This window comes from Pseudomonas sp. NyZ480, from assembly GCF_029537255.1.
Classification (GTDB): domain Bacteria; phylum Pseudomonadota; class Gammaproteobacteria; order Pseudomonadales; family Pseudomonadaceae; genus Aquipseudomonas; species Aquipseudomonas taiwanensis.
The window spans coordinates 3,621,378-3,640,759 of sequence record NZ_CP120626.1 but is presented as its reverse complement, the minus strand read 5'-3'; the positions used below and the strand labels follow the sequence as shown (position 1 = coordinate 3,640,759).

Sequence of the window (19,382 nt, the reverse complement as noted above, 5' to 3'; positions counted from 1 at the left end):
GTCTATCAGCACAAGAGCTTGAAAGTCTGATTTCCTAGTTTGGGGGTTGCGCGTGCAAAAGTTGATCGAGTCGGTGGAAGGGCTGTCCTTGACCGAGAGGAAAGCCCTCGCCGTGATGCTTGGGAAGAAAGGGATCAATCTGTTCGGCATAGCGCCGATCTTCAAGCGTGATGCCTCCCAGCCACTGCTTTTGTCCTATGCGCAGGAACGTCTGTGGTTTCTCTGGCAGTTGGACCCGCAGGGCAGCGCCTACACCATGTCGTCGGTGCTGCGTCTGCAAGGTGCGCTGGATGGTGATGCCTTGCAGGCTGCCTTCGACGAACTGGTCGCTCGTCACGAATCGCTGCGCACCCGGTTCACCGAGGTCGACGGGCAGGCCGTGCAGTTGGTCGATGCCCACGCCCGCATCCTGGTCGAGCAGCAGACGGTGGTTGACCCGGCAGGTGTGGCCGAACTGGTCGAGGCTCACGGCCAGCAGCCCTTCGACCTGCGCCAGGGGCCACTGCTGCGGGTGAAATTGCTGCGCGTGGATGACCAGCAGCATGTGTTGTCGCTGGTCCAACACCATATCGTTTCCGATGGCTGGTCGATGCGTATCATGATCGACGAGCTGATCACGCTGTACCGCGCCCGGGTGACGGGTACTCCGGCGGTACTAGCGCCTCTGCCGGTGCAGTACGCCGACTACGCCCTGTGGCAGCGTAGCTGGATGGATGCCGGCGAACGCGACCGCCAGCAGGCCTATTGGCAGCGACAACTCGGCGGTCAGCAGCCGGTGCTGGAGCTGCCCACCGACTTCCCACGGCCCCAGGCCCTAAGCTATCGCGGCGAACGCGTGGATTTCCGGCTGTCCATGGCGCTGACCCAGGGCCTCAAGGCGCTGGCCCGGCGCGAAGGCGTCACCCTTTATACCTTGCTGCTGGCTGCCTTCCAGGCCCTGCTGTACCGCTATAGTGGCCAGCAGGACGTGCGGGTCGGGGTGCCGGTGGCCGGGCGCAACCGGCCCGAGGTCGAGCGCCTGATCGGCTTTTTCGTCAATACCCAGGTGCTGCGTGCGCAGGTCGATGGCAGCCGGCCGTTCACCGAGCTGCTGGCCCAGGTGCGCCAAGCGACCCAGCAGGCCCAGCAATACCAGGACCTGCCGTTCGAACAACTGGTCGAACTGCTGCAGCCGCAACGCAGCATGAGCCACAGCCCGCTGTTCCAGGTCATGCACAACCACCGCGGCGAGGACGTCGACCCGGCATCGGTCACCCGCTTGCCTGGCCTTGAGGTGAGCAACTTCGAGGCCCGCCAGCAGACCGCCCAGTTCGACCTGACCCTGGAAACCGTCGAAACGCCTGAGGGCCTAGGTGCCTCGCTGGTGTTTGCCAGCGACCTGTTCACCCGCACCACGGTAGAGCGCCTGGGCCGCCATTGGCAGAACCTGCTGCACGGACTGCTGGCCGACGCCTCGGCGCGGGTCGATGCCTTGCCGCTGTTCGATGCCGACGACCTGCAACGGTTGATCGATGGCAACAACGCTACCGCCCTGGCCGTGCCGCCACTGACGGTACATCAACTGTTCGCGGCGCAGGCGGTGCGTACCCCGGATGCACCGGCGCTGGCGTTCGACGATAACCTGCTGAGCTATGCAGCACTCAACCGGCGCGCCAACCAGTTGGCCCACCGCCTGATCGCGCTGGGTGTGGGGCCCGAGGTGAGGGTAGGCCTGTCGGTTGAGCGCGGTTTGGACCTGGTGGTGGGCCTGCTGGCGATTCTCAAGGCAGGGGGGGCTTACATTCCACTGGACCCGACCTACCCGCAGGCGCGCCTGGACTACATGATCGACGCCAGCGGCATGGGCCTATTACTGACCCACCAGGCCCTGGCCCCCCGCTTCGAGGGCCGTGGCCCGCAGTTGCTGTGCCTGGACCGACTGCCCGAGGCAACGCTGGCACAGGATGACCCGCCACTGCTCCCGCCTGCCGAATCGGCGGCCTACGTGATCTATACCTCCGGCTCTACCGGCAACCCCAAGGGCGTGGTGGTCAGTCACCAGGCCTTGGCCAACTTCGTCGCCAGCATGGCGCAGCAACCTGGCCTGGAGGCGGGTGACCGGATGCTGTCACTGACGACCTTCTCGTTCGATATCTTTGGCCTGGAGCTGTACCTGCCGTTGACCCGTGGCGCCCAGGTGGTGCTGGCCGGCCAGGACATCGCCCAGGACCCGGCCGCTGCATTGGCGCTTGCCCGGCGCTGGTCGGTGACGGCCCTGCAGGCCACGCCCTCGACCTGGCGCATGTTGCTCGACCATGGCGACACTCAGGCGCTTCAGGGCTGCAAGTGCCTGTGTGGGGGGGAAGCCCTGTCGCCAGCGTTGGCTGCGCGCATGCTCGAAGCCATCGGCCCGGTATGGAACCTCTATGGACCGACCGAGACCACCATCTGGTCGGCCCGCTACCGGCTGGACGCCGAGCACCCACGGCCGCTGCTCGGTCAGCCGATCGGTAACACCCAGCTGTACGTGGTCGGTGCCGACTTCAGCCCGGTACCCGCGGGTGTGGCGGGTGAGTTGATGATCGGTGGCCAGGGCCTGGCCCGTGGTTATCTGCATCGCGCCTCGCTCACGGCCGAGCGCTTCCTGCCCAACCCGTTCTCCAACCAGGGCGAGCGGTTGTACCGTACTGGGGACGTGGCGCGGGTGAGTGCTGCCGGTGAGTACGAGTACATCGGTCGTGCCGACCACCAAGTGAAAATTCGCGGTTTTCGCATCGAACTGGGCGAGATCGAATCGGCCTTGCTGGCCTGCGAGGCGGTGCGCGAGGCAGCGGTGCTCGCCCAGCCTGGTATCGGCGGCGATCAGTTGGTGGGTTATGTCGTGGTGCACGATACCGCATTGGTCGACGCCGACAGCATCACCCAAAACACCGTTCGCGAGCAGCTCAAAGGCCAGCTCAAGGCGCAGTTGCCGGCGTACATGGTGCCGGCGCAAGTGATGTTCGTGGCGGCCATGCCGCTGACCCCAAACGGTAAACTGGACCGCAAGGCGCTGCCTGAACCGGACGCCAGCCAATCGCAACAGGACTATGTGGCGCCGCGTACCGCGCTGGAGCAGCAGTTGGCTGTGATCTGGCAAACCTTGCTCAAGCTCGAGCGGGTCGGCCTGCACGACAACTTTTTCGATCTTGGCGGGCACTCGCTGCTGGTCACGCAGCTGGTGTCGCGCATCCGTGACGAACTGGGCCGCGAGGCAAGCCTGCGCCAGGTCTTCGAAACCAGCACCTTGCAAGCCCAGGCCGCCATGCTCGACGCCTTGCAGACCAGGGGCGGCCCCGCAATCACCCGTGCACCGCGCGAAGGCGCGTTGCCGTTGTCGTATGCCCAGGAGCGTCTGTGGTTCCTCTGGCAGATGCAGCCTTACAGTGCCGCCTACCACTTACCGCGTGCCCTGCGTCTGCGCGGTACATTGAACATCCCGGCCTTGCGTGCCAGTTTCGACACGCTGGTCGCCCGCCACGAGCCGCTGCGGACCACCTTCGCCCATGACGCCGACGGCGTGCATCAGGTGGTGCATGCCACGCTGCCCGTGCAGCTTCAGGTCCATGCCCGCGCCCAGGTCGATGATAGTGTGCAAATCAGCCGCTTCATCGACGAGCAGGTGCGCCAGCCGTTCGACCTGGTCAGTGGGCCGTTGCTGCGCGTGGCGCTGTTGCCGCTGGGCGCGCAGGACCACCTGCTGGTGCTGACCCAGCACCACATCGTGTCCGATGGCTGGTCGATGCAGGTGATGGTCGATGAATTGGTGCGCAGCTACGCCGCCGAGGTCCAAGGCCGTGATCCAGGCTTTGCCGCCTTGCCGATCCAGTACGTCGACTACGCCCTATGGCAGCGCCACCGCATGGAGGGTGGCGAGCGCGAGCGGCAGTTGCAGTACTGGCGTTCACAACTGGGTGAGCGCCAACCCGTGCTGCAACTGCCGGGCGACCGTGCTCGCCCGGCGCAGCCGAGCCTGCGTGGCGGCCAGCGTGAACTGCGACTGGAGGCACCGTTGTGCGAAGGCCTGCGCCAGCTTGCCCAGCGCCATCAGGCGACGGTGTTCATGGTCTTGCTCGCCGGGTTCCAGGCGCTGCTGCACCGCTACAGCGGCCAGGACGATATCCGCGTCGGTGTGCCGGTGGCCAACCGTAACCGCCAGGAAACCGAAGGCCTGCTCGGCGTGTTCATCAACACCTTGGTCATGCGTGCCCATGTCGAAGGCCGCCTGCCTCTCGGGCAACTGATCGAGCAGGTACGCCAGACCACCTTGCAGGCCCAGGACCACCAGGACCTGCCGTTCGAGCAACTGGTCGAAGCCCTGCAGCCTGAGCGCAGCCTGAGCCATACCCCGTTGTTCCAGGTGCTGTTCAACCATCGCGCCCAGGCCACCCAGGCGCAGGTCCCGGTGGTCGATGGCTTGAACATCGAACCCTTGGCCGCCGACGTTCAGGAGGCCAAGTTCGACCTCAACCTTGAAACTGTCGAAACCCCTGAAGGCGTGATCGCCACCCTGGTATATGCTGCCGACCAGTTCGACAGTGACACCGCCGAGCGCCTGTTGGACGATTGGCACCGCCTGTTGCAGGCGATGGTGGCCGACGCTGCCCAGCCGGTCGGCGCGGTGCAGCTGGGCAGCGAGGCGTCGCGTCGCTCGCTGGCCACCCTGTGCCAGGGCGAGGTGCGCGCAGACAGCCAGGCGCTTCAGGTCGTGCAGCGGTTCGAAGCGCAGGCACGGGCCAATCCGTCCAGGGTCGCGCTGGTGTGGGGCGCGCAGCGCCTGAGCTACGGCGAACTCGACCAGCGCGCCGGCGACCTGGCCGTGTACCTGCAAGCCAACGGTGTCGGCCCGGAAACCGTGGTGGCGATTGCCGCCGAGCGCTCGGCGCACTTCGTGGTCGGCCTGCTGGCGGCATTCAAGGCCGGTGCCGCATTCCTGCCGCTGGACATGCGGGCACAACCTGCGCGTACCGGGCAAATGCTTGAGGACAGCCAGGCGTGTCTGTTGCTGGGCCCTGCCGCATGGTTGGCTGAACACGCCACCTTGCCCGCCCTGCGCAGCCTTGCCTTCGAACAGATAGCCCAGTTGCCCCAGGGCAGTTCACCGAGAGCCGTGCCGCGTGATGCCGACATGGCTGCCTACGTGATCTTCACTTCAGGCTCCACCGGTCGCCCCAAAGGTGTGCTGGTCAGTCAGGGGGCGCTGGCCGACTACCTGGTTTCGGCGCTGGCGGTGCTGCCACTGGAAGAGGTGGAGCACATGGCGCTGGCCTCCACCCTGGCCGCCGACCTGGGCTACACCACCTTGTTCGCGGCCCTGTGCAGCGGCCGCAGCCTGCACCTGCTCGACGAGCAACTGGCCATGGACCCGCAGGGCATGGCGCACTACATGAGTCGCGAAGCGATCGACTTGATCAAGCTGGTGCCTTCGCACCTGCAATCGTTGCTCAAGGTGGCAGAGCCGGGCACGGTGCTGCCGCGTCGCTGCCTGGTGCTGGGAGGCGAAGCCAGCAGTGTCGAGTTGATTGCCCAGGTTCGGCAACTGGCGCCAGCGTGCCGGGTGGTCAACCACTACGGCCCTAGCGAAACCACCATCGGTGTGCTTGCCATGGAACTGCCGGCCGCTGCGCACCAGCAGCCCGTGCCGTTGGGGCGCCCGCTGTTCAACGTGCGCCTGCAACTGCTGGATGCTGAGCTCAATGCAGTGGCCGAAGGGGTGCATGGCGAGTTGTACGTAGGCGGGCCAAGCCTGGCCCGCGGTTACCTGGGGCGACCTGGGCTGACCGCCGAACGCTTCGTCCCCGACCCGCAGGCTCGCCAGGGCGAGCGGCTTTACCGCACCGGCGACCGGGTGCGTGTCCACCACGGCGCTATCCATACCCTTGGTCGTACCGACGATCAGCTGAAGATCCGCGGTTACCGGGTCGAACCCGCTGAAGTCGCCGCCTGCCTGCGCGGGATGGCGCAGTTGCTCGATGCCGCCGTGGTCGCCCGCGACACCCAGCAGGGCCAGCAACTGGTGGCCTACGTGGTGGCGTCGGCAGAGGCCGGCGGGCTGCGCGAGCACGTGCAGGCTTACCTGCGTCGGTACCTGCCCGAACACATGATCCCGGCCCATGTGGTCAACCTTGCGGCCTTGCCGCTGACCGCCAACGGCAAGCTCGACCGCCAGGCCCTGCCAGCCCCGGATCTGGACGCCGCCCACGTGGCGTACCTGGCGCCACAGACCCCGCTGCAGGAACAGGTCGCGCAGATCTGGCAAGACGTGCTCAAGGTCGAGCGGGTAGGGCTGGGCGACAACTTCTTCGAACTGGGCGGCCATTCGCTTTTGGTCATGGGCGTGCTGTCGCGCCTGCAACTGGAGCTGGGCATCAGCGCCGCACCGCAGTTGATGTTCCAGTTCCCGGTACTCAATGAATTCGTCGATCACCTGGAGCCGCCCGCTGGCGTGCTGGATGCGGACCGTTTGAATCGACTGGAAAGTTTGCTGGATGAGGTGGATGAAGCATGATGGACAATAACGCAGCTGCACTGAAGATCGCCGAGCGCTTCATCCTGCTACCGCTGGAAAAACGCCGGATCTACTTGCAGAAAATGGCTCAGGAGGGCATTTCCCCGGCCAACCTGCCCATCCCCCGCACCCGTGGCCACTTCGAGCATGTACCGCTGTCGTTCGCCCAGCAGCGCCAGTGGTTCATCTGGCAGCTGGAACCGCACAGCAGCGCCTACGCCATTGCGCGCGCGCTACGCCTGCATGGCACCCTGGACCTTGCAGCGCTCGAAGGTGCCTTCGCCCACCTGATCGCCCGTCACGAGCCGCTGCGCAGCACGTTCCACGAACACGATGGCCAGGCGATACAGGTGATCGCCGAGCCGAGCGCGCCGAACATCGTCGCCGAGCCGTTGGCGTGCTCGGCCGACCCCGCGCAGCGCGACCAACAGATTCGCGCCGCGGTGCAAGCGGAAACCCTGCGGCCGTTCGACCTCGGCACCGGCCCCTTGCTGCGGGTCAAGCTGCTGCGCCTGGCCGCTGACGATCATGTGCTGGTACTGACCCAGCACCACATCGTCTCCGATGGTTGGTCGATGCAGATCATGGTAGACGAGCTGGTCCGGGTGTACGCCGCGCTCAGCAGTGGTGGCAGCATCGACTTGCCGGCGCTGCCGATCCAGTATGCCGACTACGCCATCTGGCAGCGTCACTGGATGGAAGCCGGTGAGCAGGAGCGCCAGTTGAGCTACTGGCGCGACCAGCTTGGTACGACCCAACCGGTGTTGGAGCTGCCGACCGACTACCCGCGCCCGGCAGTGCAGAGCCTGCAGGGCGCACGCTTGCAGGTACCCTTCAGCCGTGTACTCAGCGACCAGCTCAAGGCCCTGGCGCAGGCGCAGGGCGCCAGCCTGTTCATGGTGCTGCTGGCTTCGTTCCATACCCTGTTGTACCGCTACAGCGGCCAGCAGGACATCCGTATCGGCGTGCCGTTGGCCAACCGTAACCGGGTGGAAACCGAGCACCTGATCGGCTTTTTCGTCAACACCCAGGTCATCAAGGCCGAACTGCAGGGCGAGATGAGCTTCCTCGACCTGCTCGCACAGGTACGCGCCACCACCCTGCAGGCCCAGCAGCACCAGGAGTTGCCATTCGAGCAGTTGGTCGAAGCCCTGCAGCCTGAGCGCAGCCTCAGCTACAACCCGCTGTTCCAGGTGATGTACAACCACCAGAGCGCAGGCAACGGCGCCGGCCAGTCACTGGGCCGGCTACCGGGCCTGAGCGTGGAGGGCCTGGAGTGGGAGATTCGCAGTGCCCACCTGGACCTTACGCTGGACACCGTGGAAGGTCCCGAGGGGCTGTCGGCCAAGCTGATCTACGCCACCGACCTGTTCAGCCCGGCGACCGCCCAGCGCCTGGTGGATCATTGGCTCAACCTGCTGCATGGCATCGCTGCCAACCCTGGTCAAACCTTGGGAGCCTTGCCGCTGCTCAGCGACGACGAACAGCGCACCCTCCTGCTGGATGGCCAGCCACCCAGCGACGTCCAGGCGCCGCTGGTGCACCAGCGCATCGCCGAACACGCGCGGCTGAGCCCGGATGCGCCTGCCGTGGTGTTTGGCGGGCGGACCCTTTCGTTCGCCCAGCTCGATCAACAGGCCAACCGCCTGGCACATGCGCTGATCGCCCGGGGCGTCGGTCCTGAAACCCGGGTGGCGGTAGCCTTGCCGCGCAGTGAACAGATGATCGTGGCGCTGCTGGCGGTGTTCAAGGCCGGTGCCGCCTACGTGCCACTGGATACCCAGTACCCCCGCGAGCGCCTGGCCTATCTGATGGGCGACGCCGGCATTAGCCTGCTGCTCACCGATAGCCGCCTGCAAGCGCGACTGCCGGTGCCCGAGCAGGCCGCCGTGCTGCTGCTCGACTGCCTCGACCTGAGCGCCATGCCATCCCTGGCACCCGAGGTCGACGTCGACCCGCGCAACCTCGCCTATGTGATCTACACCTCCGGTTCCACCGGCCAGCCCAAAGGCGTGGCGGTCAGCCACGGCCCACTGGCCATGCACTGTCGCGCCATCGGTGAGCGCTACGAGATGGGTGCCGACGATTGCGAGCTGCTGTTCATGTCGTTCGCCTTCGACGGTGCCCAGGAGCGCTGGCTGACCGCCCTGACCCACGGCGCGCGCCTGCTGGTGCGTGACGACAGCCTGTGGACCCCTGAACAGACCTACCGGCAGATGCACCAACATGGCGTGACCGTGGCAGCGTTCCCTCCGGTGTACCTGCAGCAGTTGGCCGAACATGCCGAGCGCGAAGGCAACCCGCCGGCGGTGCGGGTCTACTGCTTTGGTGGCGATGCAGTACCGCAGGCGAGTTTCGAACTGGTCAAGCGGGTGCTGCGCCCGCGGTACATCATCAATGGCTACGGCCCCACCGAAACCGTGGTCACGCCGCTGATCTGGAAGGCTGCCGCCGACGATGTGTGTGCGGCGGCGTATGCGCCGATCGGTACGCGCATTGGCCACCGGCGCACCTGCATTCTCAACCTTGAACTGAACCTGCTGCCGCCCGGTGCCAAGGGCGAACTGTACCTGGGCGGGGAAGGGCTGGCCCGTGGTTACCTGGACCGGCCTTCGCTGACCGCCGAGCGCTTCGTACCCGACCCGTTCGATGGGCAGGGCGGGCGCCTGTATCGTACTGGCGACCTGGTCTGCCAGCGCCAGGATGGCGTGTTCGACTACCTCGGCCGGATCGACAACCAGGTCAAGATCCGTGGTTTCCGCATCGAGTTGGGTGAAGTCGAGGCGCGTCTGCAAGGCTTGGCCGAAGTTGCCGACGCCGTGGTCGCGGCCCAGGACGGCAATACCGGCAAGCAGTTGGTCGGCTATGCGATCGTCCAGCCTGGCACCGCTCGCGAAGGATTGGCCGAGCGCCTGCGCAGCCAGCTCAAGGCGCTGCTGCCCGACTACATGGTGCCGGCCCACATACTGTTCCTTGATCACTTCCCGGTCACGCCCAACGGCAAGCTCGACCGCAAGGCCTTGCCCAAGCCGGACGCCAGCATGTTGCAACACAGCTATGTGGCGCCGCGCTCCGAGCTTGAGCTGCGCATCGCCGAGATCTGGCAGTCGGTGCTCAAGCTTGAACGGGTCGGCTTGAGCGACAACTTCTTCGAGCTGGGCGGCGACTCGATCATCTCCATCCAGGTGGTGAGCCGGGCGCGGCAAATCGGCATTCGCTTCACGCCCAAGGACCTGTTCCTGCACCAGACCGTGGAAGGCCTGGCGACGGTGGCTCTGGTCGATGATGGCAGTGCCCGGGTCGACCAAGGGCCAGTGACCGGCCCGCTCACGCTACTGCCGGTACAGCAGGCGTTCTTCGCCGAGCCGATGGCCGAACGTCACCACTGGAACCAGGCCGTGCTGCTGCAACCTCGCCAGCCGCTTGACGCTGTAGCGTTGGGCCGGGCGTTGGACGCGCTGCTCGATCACCATGATGCCCTGCGCCTGCGTTTTGTCGAGCGGGACGGGGTGTGGAGTGCCAGCCATGGCGAGACGGGCCCGCGCCCGCAACTGCTGTGGCAGGTCAGCCCGGAGTCGCTGGAAGCGCTCGACGCCGTGGCCAACCAGGCCCAGGCCAGCCTCGACCTGGCCAGCAGCGAGCTGGTGCGAGCAGTGCTGGCGACGTTGCCCGATGGCAGTCAGCGACTGCTGTTGGCCGTGCATCACCTGGTGGTCGATGGGGTGTCCTGGCGTATCCTGTTCGAGGATTTGCAAAGCGCCTATCAGCAGCTCGTCCAAGGCCAGGCGGTGCGCCTGCCGGCCAAGACCAGTGCATACCAGGCCTGGGCCGCCCAGCTTCAAGCGCATGCCCGCAGCCCACGGTTGCTGCAGGAGCTCGAAGGCTGGCAACAGCGCCTGCAGGGCGCCCCTGAAGGCCTGCCGTGCCGCAACCCGGCGGCCAGTCAGGAAAAACGCCACGCGGTGAGCGTGCATACCGTGCTCGACAAGCCGCTCACCCGCCAACTGCTGCAACGTGCCCCGGCGGCCTACCGGACCCAGGTCAACGACTTGCTGCTGACCGCCCTGGCTCAGGTGCTGTGCGACTGGAGCGGGGACGCCTCGGCGTTGATCCAGCTCGAGGGCCATGGTCGTGAGGGACTGGCCGACGATATCGACCTGACCCGCACCGTGGGCTGGTTCACCAGTGTGTTCCCGGTGCACTTGACCCCGGCCGCCGACATGGGCAGCTCGATCAAACGCATCAAGGAGCAACTGCGCGCCGCGCCCGACAAGGGGCTGGGCTTTGGCGTCCTGCGTTACCTTGCCGACGCTGAGGTGCGTCAGGCCATCGAGGCGCTGCCGGTGCCGCGGGTGACGTTCAACTACCTCGGCCGGTTCGACGGCAGTTTCGATGCCGAGCAGGGCGCACTGTTCACTCCAGCGCCTGAGTCGGCGGGCGAAGAGCAAAGTCCATCGGCGCCGCTGGGCAATTGGCTGACCGTCAATGGTCGTGTCTATGACGGTGAGTTGAGCCTTAACTGGTGTTTCAGCGGTGAGCGCTTCGAACGGCAGGACATGCAGGCGCTGGCCGATGCCTATGGCGCGGCCTTGCGGCGGGTGGTCGAGCACTGCTGCCAGGCCGGTAGCCAGGGCGTGACGCCATCGGACTTCCCGTTGGCCCGACTGAGCCAGGCGCAGCTGGACAGCCTGGGCCTGGAGGCCGGGCAGATCGAGGACATCTACCCGCTGTCGCCGATGCAACAGGGCATGCTGTTCCACAGCCTTTATGAACAAGGCGACGGGCACTACATCAATCAACTGTGCCTGGAAGTGCGCGGGCTCGATCCGCAGCGTTTCGTCCAGGCCTGGCAGGCGATGCTCGATCGTCACGACATTCTGCGCACGGGCTTTGTCTGGGGTGGGCTTTTCGAGCAGCCGGTACAGGTGGTGCGCAAGCACCTGCAACTGCCATTCGCCGAGCACGACTGGCGCCAGGAGGCCGACCAGCCAGCGCGCCTGGCCGCATTGCTGGCCAGCGAGCGTGAACGCGGTTTTGACGTCGCCCAGGCACCTTTGCTGCGCCTGGTGCTGGTACGCACCGGCGAGGACAGCTACCAGGTGATCTACACCAACCACCACGTGCTGATGGACGGCTGGAGCAACTCGCAATTGCTGGGCGAGGTGCTGCAGGACTATTCCGGCCAGCCCGCGCAGCATCAGCCGGGGCGTTTCCGCGATTACATCGCCTGGCTGCAGCAGCGTGACGCGGAGCGTGGCAAGGCGTTCTGGGAGGGGCGACTGCGCCACCTAGGCGAGCCAACCCGGCTGGTGCCGGCCATGGCCGGGGGCAAGTTGCCTGGGCTGAGTGGCCAGGGTCACTGCGCCCGCCTGCTGGACTTGGCGAGCACCCAGCAACTGGCCGACTTTGCCCGCCAGCAGCGGGTGACCCTCAACACCCTGGTGCAAGCTGCCTGGTTGCTGCTGTTGCAGCGCTACACTGGCCTCGACACCGTGGTCTTCGGGGCCACCGTGGCGGGCCGCCCGGCAGAGCTCAAGGGCGTCGAACACCAGATCGGCCTGTTCATCAACACCCTGCCGGTGATTGCCCCGATTCGCCCGGACATGCCCCTGAGCGCCTGGCTGCAGGCGCTGCAGGACGACAACCTGGCCCTGCGTGAGCATGAGCACACCGCGCTGTTCGACGTGCAGCGCTGGGCCGGCCTGGAAGGACAGTCGCTGTTCGACAACCTGTTGGTGTTCGAGAACTACCCGGTGGCGCAAGCCTTGCAGGAAGGGGCGCCGCAAAGCCTAGTCTTCGGCGAGGTGGACGTTCATGAACAGACCAACTACCCACTGACCCTGGCAGTGAACCTGGGCCACACCCTGTCGCTCAACATCAACTACGACCGCGCCTGTGTCGGTGAAGCCAGCGTCGAGCGCTTGCTTGGTCAAATGGCGCGCCTGCTCTCGCAGATGACTGGCAACCCCGGGCGGGCCGTGGGCGAATTCCAGGTGCTGGAGGCCGATGAGCACGAGCGTGTCATCCGTCAGTGGAACGCCACTGAGGTGCGTTACCCCGAGGAATTCGCCGTGCACCGGCTGTTCGAGCGTCAAGCCCAGGTGCAGCCCGAGGCGATCGCCGTGGTCAGTGGAGCGCACAGCCTGAGCTACCACGCACTCAACCAATGTGCCAACCGGCTGGCCTTGGACCTTACCGCCAGCGGCGTTGGCCCTGACGTGCTGGTCGGCGTGGCTGCCGAACGCAGCCTGGAAATGGTCATCGCCCTGCTGGCCATCCTCAAGGCCGGCGGCGCCTACGTGCCGCTCGACCCCGAGTACCCCCAGCACCGCCTGGCCTACATGATCGAGGACAGCGGCATCGAGCTGCTGCTGACCCAGGCTCATCTGCTCGCCACCCTGCCGGTTGGCGATGCGTTGCGCGTGCTGACGCTGGAAGGGTGTGCCGAGCTGCACGAAGGCGTCGAGCTCGGCGACCCCCAAGTCGTGCTAAGCCCTGAGAACCTTGCCTATGTGATCTACACCTCCGGCTCCACCGGCAAGCCAAAAGGCGCCGGTAACCCCCACCGTGGCCTGGGCAACCGGCTGTACTGGATGCAGCAAGCCTACCCACTGACGGCCCAGGACTGCGTGTTGCAAAAGACCCCGTTCAGCTTCGACGTGTCGGTGTGGGAATTCTTCTGGCCGCTGATGACCGGCGCGCGCCTGGTAATGGCGGCGCCTGGCGATCATCGTGATCCCGCGCGCCTGGTAGCACTGATCGAGGCGCAGCAGGTCACCACCTTGCACTTCGTCCCCTCCATGCTCCAGGCCTTCATGCAGCATCCTGAGTTGTCCGGCTGCGCCAGCCTGCGACAGATCATGTGCAGTGGCGAAGCGTTGCAGGTCGATGCCCAGCAGCGGGTATTCGAGCGCCTGCCTCAGGTGGGGTTGTACAACCTCTATGGTCCGACCGAGGCGGCCATCGACGTCACTCACTGGACCTGCCGCGACGAAGGTGCCGACACCGTGCCCATCGGCCAGCCCATCGCCAACCTGGCCACCTATGTGCTCGACGGTGAACTGGCACCGGTGCCGGTTGGTGTGACTGGCGAGCTGTACCTGGCCGGTACTGGGCTTGCCCGTGGCTACCACCGCCGCCCGTCCCTGACCGCCGAGCGTTTCGTGGCCAGCCCGTTCGTGTCCGGTGCACGCCTTTATCGCACGGGCGACCTGTGCCGTCAGCGCGCTGATGGGGTCATCGAGTATCTGGGCCGCAGCGATCACCAGGTGAAAATGCGCGGTTTGCGCATCGAACTGGGCGAGATCGAATCGCGACTGCTGGAGCAACCGCAGGTTCGCGAGGCCGTGGTACTCGCCGTCGACCTCAATGGCAGCAAGCGTCTGGTCACCTACCTGGTGCCCAGCGACGCCAACCTGCTGAACGATGTGCAGGCACAGCTGGAGTTGCACGAGACGCTTAGCCAGGCGTTGGCGCGTGACCTGCCGGACTACATGGTGCCGACCCAGACCTTGGTGCTGGCGCGCATGCCGCTCAGCCCCAATGGCAAGCTCGACCGCAAGGCTTTGCCGCGCCCGGATTCCAGCGCAGGCGCTGCTGCCCAGGTGTCGCCGCGCAACGCTCTGGAAGCCAGCCTGGTGCAGATCTGGCAGGACGTATTGGGGCTGGAGCACGTCGGTGTCACCGACAATTTCTTTGCCCTGGGCGGCGACTCGATCATCTCCATCCAGTTGGTCAGCCGCGCGCGTCAGGCGGGTCTTGCCTTCAGCGCCAAGGACCTGTTCCAGCAGCAGACCATCGAGAAACTGGCGCTGTGCTGCGACTGCCGTGACCCGCTGGCGGACACGCAAGCCCCGGCGTTGGTGCTGCATGACCTGAGCGAGGCGCAGGTGGCGGCGTTGCCGATCGAGCATGGGCGAGTCGAGGCACTCTACAGCCTGTCGCCGATGCAGAAGGGCATGCTGTTCCTAGGCCTGAACACCCCAGAAGCTGACCTGTACGTCAACCAATTGAGCATTCCTGTGCAGGGTCTGGATGCCGAGCGATTCGCCGCCGCCTGGGCCGCCGTCAGCCAGCGTCACGCGGTGCTGCGCACGGGCTTCCTGTGGCAGGACCTGGAAGCGCCGCTACAGTTCGTCATGGCCGAGCTGCCGGTACCGTTGACCCGCTACGACTGGCGCAGCGAATACGACATCGAGACGCGGGTCCAGGCGCTGGCCGAGGCCGAGCGCAAGCGTGGCTTCGCCCTCGAGTCACCGCCGTTGCAGCGCCTGGTACTGGTGCGCACTGGCGAGGACAGCCATCAGTTGATCTGGACCTATCACCACATCCTCATCGACGGCTGGAGCACTTCGCAGCTGATGGGCGAGGTGCTGGCCCACTACGCTGGGAAGTCGCTCGAGCCGGTGGTCGCCTATGGCAACTACATCGCCTGGCTGCGCGCCCAGGACGCCGACGCTGCCGAAGGCTTCTGGCGCCATCAGTTGGCGCGACTGGACGAGCCGACCTACCTGGTCAACGGCTTCCCGGTGCAACCAGCAGGGCAGGGCCATCATGCGCTGTACACCCGCCTGGATGCCCCCGCCACCGAGCGGCTCAAGGCGTTCGCCAAGGCCCAGCAGGTCACCCTCAACACCCTGGTGCAGGGCGCCTGGCTGTTGCTGCTCAGCCGCTACAGCGGGCAGCGCACCGTGGCCTTCGGTGCCACCATGGCCGGTCGTCCGGCGAGCCTGGCACACAGCGAGCGTATCCTTGGCCTGTTCATCAACACCTTGCCGGTGATCCAGGAAATTGCGCCAGGCCAGTCGGTCGGCCAGTGGCTGCGCGCGTTGCAGGACTACAACCTGGAGATGCGCGAGTTCGAATACACGCCGCTGAGCGACATCCAGCGCTGGTCGGGCCGTGGGGGCCAGTCGTTGTTCGACAGCATCATCGTGTTCGAGAACCAGCCGGTGGATCGCACCCTGCGCGAAGGGAGCGGCGAATCGCTGCGTTTCGGCGACCTGCAAAGCGCGGGTGTCACCAACTTCCCGATGGACCTGATGGTCACCCTCGAAGAAGGCCTGGTGATCGAATACATGTACATGCGCGAGCACTTCAGCGAGGCGGCAGTGGCGTCGATCCGGGCCAACATGCAGGGCTTGCTGACACGGCTGGCCAGCGACGCCGATCGCTTGCTTGGCGAGATCGGCCTGCCCGAAGGCACGGACCAGCTCGCTGCGACCCGCATGCCAGCGCCGTCGGACGAGCCGGCCTTCGTGCCTGTGCACCAGCGTATCGCCCAGTTGGCCCTGAGCCAGGGACAGCAGCCGGCGTTGCGAGTTGGCGAGCAGGTACTGAACTTCACCGAGCTCGACCGCCGTGCCAATGCCCTGGCCCATGCGCTGATTGCCCGTGGCGTTGGCTCCGAGATCCGCGTAGGCGTGGCGATGCCGCGCAACGCCGGGCAGGTGATCGCCTTGCTGGCGGTGCTCAAGGCTGGCGCGGCGTATGTGCCGCTGGATGCCAGCTATCCGCGTGAGCGCCTGGAGTACCTGATCCACGACTCGGGCATCGCCTTGCTGCTGAGCGAGTCGTCTTTGCTGCCGCGTTTGCCGGTGCCCGCGACGCTGCAGGTGCTGAGCCTCGATACCCTGGCACTGGACGCACAGCCGCACACGGCGCCGCAGGTCGAACTGCACGCCCATAGCCTGGCCTATGTGATCTATACCTCCGGCTCTACCGGCAAGCCCAAAGGCGTGGCGGTCAGCCATGGCCCGCTGGCCATGCATTGCCGGGCCATCGGCGAGCTGTACGAGATGAGCCCGCAGGACTGCGAGCTGCACTTCATGTCGTTTGCCTTCGACGGTGCCCATGAGCGATGGCTGACTACCCTGACCCATGGCGGCAGCCTGTTGTTGCGCGACGACGCGCTGTGGACGCCGGAGCAGACCTACCAGGCGATGCAACGCCACGGGGTCACCGTGGCTGCGTTCCCACCGGCCTACCTGCAACAGCTGGCAGATCATGCTGAGCAGGCCGGTCACCCGCCGGCGGTGCGGGTCTACTGCTTCGGTGGCGACGCCGTGCCACAGTCCAGTTACGACCAGGCGCGCCGCGCTTTGCAGCCGCGCTACATCATCAACGGCTATGGCCCGACCGAAACGGTGGTGACGCCACTGCTGTGGAAGGCGGCCGAAGGCCAGGCGTGCGACGCGGCCTATGCGCCGATCGGGCGCTGCGTCGGGGCGCGGGTCGGGTATGTGCTCGACCAGGACCTTAACCCATTGCCGGTCGGCGCTGCCGGTGAACTTTACCTGGGCGGCGAGGGCCTGGCCCGTGGTTACCTGGACCGTGCCGGACAAAGCGCCGAGCGTTTCGTCGCCGACCCGTTCGGTGGCCCCGGCGACCGTCTGTATCGCACCGGCGACCTGGTGCGCCAGCGCGCCGACGGCGTCTACGACTACCTGGGCCGTATCGACAACCAGGTGAAGATTCGCGGTTTCCGCATCGAGCTGGGCGAGATCGAGGCGTGCCTGCGCCAGGCGCCGACCGTGGCCGATGCCGTGGTGGTGGCCCGCGAGGGGGGGAGCGGCAAGCAACTGGTCGCCTACGTGGTGGCGGGCAGCGGTCAGGCAACGGGCCTGGGCGAGACACTGCGGGCGCAACTGCAGCGCAGCCTGCCGGACTACATGGTGCCTGCCCAATGGGTGGTGCTTGAGCGCTTGCCACTGACCCCCAACGGCAAGGTCGACCGCAAGGCGCTGCCAGCACCTGAATCCGTGTGCCAGGGTGATGACTTCGTCGCGCCACGGACTGAACTGCAAACGGCCCTGGCCGAGATCTGGCAAGCCGTGCTGAAAGTCGAGCGAGTCGGCCTGACGGACAACTTCTATGACCTGGGCGGTGATTCGATCCTGAGTTTGCAGGTGATCGCCAAGGCGCGGCGCCTGAAAGCGCTGGGGTTGAACCTGAAGCTGCGCGACCTGGTGCAGAAGCCGACCATCGGCCAGCTGACGGGGGCAGGCGACAGTGCCTCGGCGTCGCCGCTGCTGACCCTCAACAGTGCTGTCGAGCAGGTGCCGCCGTTGTTCTGCGTGCACGCAGGATTCGGCACTGTGTTCGACTACGAGCCGCTGGCCCGGCGCCTGAATGGCAAACGCACGCTGGTCGCCATCAGCAACCGCATGCTGCTCGATGCGCAGTGGCAGGACGACTCGCTGGAGAGCATGGCGCGGGACTACGTCACTTACCTGCGTCAGGCCCAGCCCCAGGGGCCTTATCACTTGGCCGGTTGGTCGCTGGGTGGGACCCTGGCGTTGTTGATGGCGGCCGAGCTTCAAGCGCAGGGCCAGCAGGTGGCCTTCGTCGGCTTGCTCGACAGCTTCGTGCCGTCTGCCCGCCACGGCGAGCACGACGACTGGCTGGAGGACTTGCAGTCCTTCGCCGGGGTGATGCTGCCAGGTGTCACGGTACCGGCCACGGACGGGCCAGAAAGCCCGGAGACCATTCGCCGGCTGATGGCGCAGATGGTCGTCCAGCGCGACGGCAGTGAGGCGGCCCGGTCGGCCTATGCGGCGTTGGGCAGTGACGAGCTGGCCAATGTGTTCGTGGTGGCCCGCAAGCTCAAGCAGTTGTCGGTGCAGTTGCCGCGCTGCCGCGAAGTGGGGGTAGAACCCGTCAGCTGGTGGGTGCCGGGTCGCGATGCCGAGCGTCAGGCCCTGGCGCAGCAGATCGGTCAGCCGTTGGCCGGTGACGTGCTGCCGTGCGGGCATTTCGAGATCCCCCGTGAGGCAGCCTTGCTCACGGCGCTCGAAGATGCCCTGGATACCCTGACCTTGCCCGTTACGCTCTGCTGACCCTTTCCTTTTTCCTCTCAACCGCCGGTCGTGCCTTGCGCCGACCGGCCTGGAGCATTCCCATGTCCCTGAACCCTGATATCGCTGCCTACCTGCAGCTGATCGAAGCCGGCCGCGCCGAAGGCAAGACGTTGGCGATGCACGCTGCCAGCCCTGAACAAGCCCGCGAAGCGTTCGACCAATCGTCATTGTTGATGAGTACGGGCGGCGACGACCTTGAGCACATCGAGGCGTTGCAGATTCCCGCCCGCGACGGCACACCGCTGCACGCGCGGTTGTACAGTGCCCACGGCATCGACCGTGAGCGCCTGCAGCCTGGAGTGTTGTATTTCCATGGTGGTGGCTACGTGGTCGGCAGCCTGGACTCCCACGATGCCCTGTGCCGCACCCTGGCAGCGCTGTCCGGGTGCGTGGTGCTGTCGGTGGCCTACCGGCTGGCGCCGCAGTGGCGTTTTCCAACCGCGGTGCACGACGCACTGGATGCCTGGCACTGGTTGCTGGACCAGGGCGCCAGTATCGGCATCGACGGGGAGCGCCTGGCCATCGCCGGTGACAGTGTCGGAGGCAGCCTGGCGGCGGTGGTGGCCAATCACGCGCCGGTGGCGCCATGCCTGCAGGTGATGATCTACCCGGTCACCGATGCCAGCCGCTGGCACGCTTCGGTTCAACGCTACGCCACTGGCCACTTGCTGGAGGCCGACACGTTGGAGTGGTTCTACCAGCAGTACCAGCGCAGCGCCGACGACCGCTTCGACCCACGCTTCTCGCCGCTACTGGAAGCACCTGAGCGGCTGCGCGTGCCGGCGTTGCTGTTGCTCGCCGAATGCGACCCGCTGTTCGATGAAGGCCGCGCCTATGCCGCGCACCTGCGCGCAGCGGGAGTCGAGGTGCAGGAGCGGGTGTACGAAGGCATGACCCATGACTTCATGCGCATGGATGCATTGGTGGACGAAGCGCAGGAGGCGCTGGAGGTGATCGCCGAGGCGTTGCAGCGGCGGTTGATGCATGTCGGTTAAGGT

3 protein-coding genes are annotated in these 19,382 nt (G+C 66.2%); all 3 read left to right on the top strand.

Annotated elements, in window-relative coordinates; genetic code table 11:
* The first annotated feature begins 52 nt into the window (after positions 1–52).
* Positions 53–6,526: a non-ribosomal peptide synthetase gene (locus tag P3R38_RS16735; RefSeq protein WP_277686437.1), complete on the top strand. Its 6,474-nt coding sequence runs from the start codon at positions 53–55 to the stop codon at positions 6,524–6,526.
* Positions 6,523–18,363: an amino acid adenylation domain-containing protein gene (locus tag P3R38_RS16730; RefSeq protein ID WP_347176205.1), complete on the top strand. Its 11,841-nt coding sequence runs from the start codon at positions 6,523–6,525 to the stop codon at positions 18,361–18,363. Before P3R38_RS16735 ends, P3R38_RS16730 begins: the two co-directional genes overlap by 4 nt.
* Positions 18,364–18,425: 62 nt before the next feature.
* The gene (locus tag P3R38_RS16725) at positions 18,426–19,379 is read left to right on the top strand and encodes an alpha/beta hydrolase (protein ID WP_277686436.1); all 954 of its coding nucleotides are present in this window, start codon (positions 18,426–18,428) and stop codon (positions 19,377–19,379) included.
* The last annotated feature ends 3 nt before the right edge of the window (positions 19,380–19,382 follow it).

Coding starts and splice junctions, on each gene's coding strand:
- P3R38_RS16730 (WP_347176205.1), top strand. CDS start 6,523: ATGATGGACAATAACGCAGCTGCACTGAAGATCGCCGAGCGCTTCATC.
- P3R38_RS16725 (WP_277686436.1), top strand. CDS start 18,426: ATGTCCCTGAACCCTGATATCGCTGCCTACCTGCAGCTGATCGAAGCC.